The sequence below is a fragment of the Geopseudomonas sagittaria genome (assembly GCF_900115715.1).
Lineage (GTDB): Bacteria > Pseudomonadota > Gammaproteobacteria > Pseudomonadales > Pseudomonadaceae > Geopseudomonas > Geopseudomonas sagittaria.
Window position 1 is genome coordinate 1 of sequence record NZ_FOXM01000035.1, and the last position, 4,261, is coordinate 4,261.

At 60.3% G+C, this 4,261-nt stretch carries 3 protein-coding genes and 4 pseudogenes; all 7 read left to right on the plus strand.

The genetic code is table 11. The features are described 5' to 3' along the window. Positions 1-450: OprD family outer membrane porin (locus BM297_RS21170; protein WP_139231109.1), on the plus strand; the 450-nt coding region annotated here is incomplete at its 5' end. A 146-nt stretch (positions 451-596) separates the two neighbouring features. Beyond that, entirely contained in the window at positions 597-1,724 is a 1,128-nt protein-coding gene (locus BM297_RS21175) for a TRAP transporter substrate-binding protein (RefSeq protein ID WP_245768312.1), read from the plus strand. Continuing rightward, positions 1,703-1,868, plus strand: a pseudogene (locus BM297_RS22235) (formaldehyde dehydrogenase, glutathione-independent); the annotation flags it as partial. The gene BM297_RS21175 and the pseudogene BM297_RS22235, both read left to right, overlap by 22 nt. A gap of 195 nt (positions 1,869-2,063) precedes the next feature. Then, positions 2,064-2,309, plus strand: a pseudogene (locus tag BM297_RS21180) (salicylate 1-monooxygenase); the annotation flags it as partial. 266 nt (positions 2,310-2,575) lie between these two features. Next, positions 2,576-2,749, plus strand: a pseudogene (locus BM297_RS22240) (2Fe-2S iron-sulfur cluster binding domain-containing protein); the annotation flags it as partial. A 30-nt stretch (positions 2,750-2,779) separates the two neighbouring features. After that, positions 2,780-3,703 (plus strand): catechol 2,3-dioxygenase, encoded by a 924-nt coding sequence (locus tag BM297_RS21190; RefSeq protein WP_092435800.1) that lies wholly within the window; start codon positions 2,780-2,782, stop codon positions 3,701-3,703. 23 nt (positions 3,704-3,726) lie between these two features. After that, positions 3,727-4,261, plus strand: a pseudogene (locus BM297_RS21195) (aldehyde dehydrogenase family protein); the annotation flags it as partial.

Below are 4,261 nucleotides of genomic sequence, written 5' to 3' on the forward strand. Positions count from 1 at the left end.
GGCGCCATCGACAACCAGACCTTCTACGGCATGCTGTCGGCCAAGCGCGGTGGGCACACCTTCCAGGTCGGCTACCAGACCTTGTCCGGCGACCACGGCATGGTGCGCATCTTCGGCAACGTGACGCCGCTGGCCAACGAGCTGCCGACCTTCGACTTCGCCTCCACCGATGAACGCTCCTGGCAGGCGCGTTACGACTACGACTTCGCCGCCCTCGGCATCCCGGGTCTGGTCAGTACCGTGCGCTACGTGAAGGGCGACAACGTCGATACCGGCCTTGGCTACGAGGGCGAGGACTGGGAGCGCGATCTGGATCTGGGCTACACCGTGCAGAGCGGCCCGCTGAAGAACGTCAGCGTGCGCGTGCGTAACGCGGTCGCGCGCTCCAACTACCGCCCCAGCATCGACGAGAATCGCCTGATCATCAGCTATAACCTGGCGCTGTTCTGATTTAAATCCACTCCAGAGACCTACCACTCTTTACGGGGCTTGCCCGCCATTAGGCGGGCTTTTTAAAGCCATTTGCATGTCAGGTGGAGTCTGATTGTGGTGTGTGTTTTTATAAAATCAATAATAACAATTGGGGGGTGATTGTGTTGGCTAAGTCTGAATTTCTTGATGCGCATGAGTTGGGGGAGTCGACCGGGTGGATGGGTTCTGAAATTTTGCGCATGATTCTTGTGTTTATATTGTTGATCTTCAGCTTCGCGGCTACGGCCTCTAGTGGAGAGAAGGACTCCATTATTCTCAAGGTCCACCACTTCATGCCGCACGACTCGTTTACTCAGCGCGAATTTCTCCAGCCATGGGCTGATAAGATCACACGAGAGTCCGGCGGTCGCATACGGTTTCACTTTTTCCCAGAGATGCAGCTCGGCGGCAAACCTACTCAGCTGATCGACCAAACACGAAGCGGAACCGCCGACGTTGTCTGGGCCTTACCAGGGTACAGCAGTGGAGCCTATCCACTGACGGGTGTATTTGAACTGCCGTTCATGAACCACTCAGCCGAGGCGAGCAGTCAAGCTCTATGGGACTTCTTGGAGAAGAACGGCCAGCGGGAATACCAAGGTATAAAACTATTAGCAACCCATATTACCGACAGCGCGGTGCTGCATACCCGCAAACATCCGATCCGGACCACTGCTGACTTCGCTGCACTCCGAATTCGGACATCCAACGCGGTCCAGAGTAGAATGATTAGTCTATTTGGTGGGCAGCCGCAAATCATACCAATCAATCAACTCCCTGCTGCGCTGGCTCGCGGTTTAGTCGACGGAGCCGTAGTGCCTTGGGATGTTGCTACCTCAGTCAAGCTGCAGGAGCGGGTTAAGTTTCACACGGAAACAGCTCCAGAAATGCCAAAGTTGATGTATTCGGCGTTGGTGCTGGCTATGAGTAAGGCTCGCTATGATAGCCTTCCTGCCGACCTCCAGCAGATCATCGACGCCAACAGCGGACGCACGCTTTCGGGGTATGCAGGACGCCTATGGGATACTTATGGAACGGATGCGGGGCATCGACTTGCATATGAGAAAAATAACGATGTCATGGTCCTGGATACCCAAGAGCAGAATCGGTGGATGGAACTCGCTCGCAGTCTAGACGGAGACTGGGTAAGTGAGGCCGGGAAGCAGGGATACGCCAACGGCATAGGGTTGCTCAAAGAGGCTCGCCAGATGGTCGAAAAGTACAACTCCGTCACACCGGCCAGCCCCCGGTGATGAAGTACAACCGCCAACTGATGCAGGCGATCATGTGGGATTGCCTGAACATCGCCGACATCGTCGGCGTGCAGGTGAATTGGCCTCGACGAGGCGCCCAAGTGCTACGGTGAATTCGACGCGTCGATCCACCAGCAACTGGTTGAACACCACCAGCAGCTTCAACTCCAGGTCACGCAGTTCCATGGAACCTCGCTTGGGTCATCGCCGAAGCTCCGCCGGACTGGCAGGAATATTCACAATTCTAATAGTCTGTATGGTGTTTGGTGTATTTATCAATAGTGCTGGCTTCGCCATGATCGGCCATACCCAAACAACAAAACCATCACGGGTACCAGCATGAACAACAAACCTGCCTTGCGCATCGGTATCGTCGGCAGCGGCATTCCCGGCGTCGGCCTGGCACTGGATCTGTGCCGCCATTCCCATCTCCAGGTACAGCTGTTCGAGTCCGCGCCGGCGTTCGGCGAGGTGGGTGCCGGCGTGTCCTTCGGCCCCAACGCGGTGCGCGCCATCGCCGGCTTGGGGCTGGGCGAGGCCTATCTGCAGGTCGCCGACCGTACGCCGGAGCCCTGGCAGGACGTGTGACGCCGGCCGTCATCGACCCGCACCGCATCTTCAGCGCCGCCTGAGCAAGTGCTTCGTCCATTTCTTGTAACGAGTTCAGTTGCGCGCCATTCAAGAGCTGTGAGAGGTGCGCACAAACGCCGGGGTTATGGATGAACAGTATTTTCGAGATTAACGAGCAATGCAGTGGTATCCGCTTTCAGTGCCCAGGTGATCATTCTGTGTTGCATGTCATGGAGCGAAGAGGGCGGCGTTGTCTGCCGGTTGGCTGACGTAGCGGCGGCTGCGGCCTGTGCAAAGTGCGCGTGTTGCACGGTGAATATCGCTGCGAGCCAATGAGCAGCTGCCATGCCCCGGCCACTGCGCACGCTGCCGGGGAGGTGCTGGCCTGCCTGCTGTATCCGCTGAGCGACCTCACGATTGAGGGCCGCGCCCCGAAACAGCCAACCAGTTTTTAAACAACAACGATAAATACAAGAGGTGCCGAAATGAAAAAAGGCGTGATGCGTCCCGGTCACATCCAGCTGCGCGTGCTGGACATGGCCCAGGCCCTGGAGCACTACGTCGAGCTGCTCGGCCTGATCGAGGTCGACCGCGACGAGCGCGGCCGCGTCTATCTCAAAGGCTGGACCGAGGTCGACAAATTCTCCGTGGTGCTGCGCGAGGCCGACGAGGCCGGTATGGACTTCATGGGTTTCAAGGTGATCAACGAAGCCGCCCTCGGCCAGTTGACCGAGGATCTCGTGGCCTTCGGTTGCGCCGTGGAGAGCATCCCCGCCGACGAGCTGAAGGGCTGCGGCCGGCGCATCCGCTTCAGCGCGCCCTCCGGCCACCGCTTCGAGCTGTTCGCCGAGAAGCAGCAGACCGGCAAGTGGGGCATCGCCGAGATCAACCCGGAAGCCTGGCCGCGCGGCCTCAAGGGTATCAAGGCGACCCGCCTCGACCACGCCCTGCTGTATGGCGACGAGCTGGCGGAAACCCTGCGCCTGTTCACCGAAGTGCTCGGCTTCGATCTGGCCGAGCAGGTGCTCGACCCCGAAGGCAACCGCGTCGCCCAGTTCCTCACCTGCAGCATGAAGGCCCACGACGTGGCGTTCATCCAGCACGCCGAGAAGGGCAAGTTCCACCACGCCTCGTTCTTCCTCGAGACCTGGGACGACGTGCTGCGCGCCGCCGACCTGATCAGCATGACCGACACCTCGATCGACATCGGCCCGACCCGCCACGGCCTGACCCACGGCAAGACCATCTACTTCTTCGACCCCTCCGGCAACCGCAACGAGGTGTTCTGCGGCGGCGACTACCACTACCCGGACCATCCGCCGGTGACCTGGAACGCCGCCGACCTGGGCAAGGCGATCTTCTACCACGACCGCCAGCTCAACGAGCGCTTCCTCACCGTGTTGACCTGATTGCCTTCGACAAGAGCGTGCCCATGAAAGAGATCAAACACTTCATCAACGGCGAATACGTCGGCTCGGCCAGCGGCAAGCTGTTCGACAACGTCAACCCGGCCAACGGCCAGGTGATCGCCAAGATCCACGAGGCCGGCGAAGCCGAGGTCGACGCCGCGGTCAAGGCCGCCCGCGCCGCGCTCAAGGGCCCGTGGGGCAAGATGACCGTCGCCGAGCGCACCGAGATCCTCCACCGCGTCGCCGACGGCATCACCGCGCGCTTCGACGAGTTCCTCGAGGCCGAGTGCCTGGACACCGGCAAGCCGAAATCCCTCGCCTCGCACATCGACATCCCGCGCGGCGCGGCCAACTTCTCGGTGTTCGCCGACCTGGTCAAGAACGTGCCGACCGAGGCCTTCGAGATGGCTACCCGGATGGCACCGGCGCGCTCAACTACGGCGTGCGCCGCCCGAAGGGCGTGATCGGCGTGATCAGCCCGTGGAACCTGCCGCTGCTGCTGATGACCTGGAAGGTCGGCCCGGCGCTGGCCTGCGGCAACACCGTGGTGGTCAAGCC

Excerpts from the sequence above, each read along its gene's own strand:
- BM297_RS21190 (WP_092435800.1), top strand. The coding sequence starts at position 2,780 with ATGAAAAAAGGCGTGATGCGTCCCGGTCACATCCAGCTGCGCGTGCTG.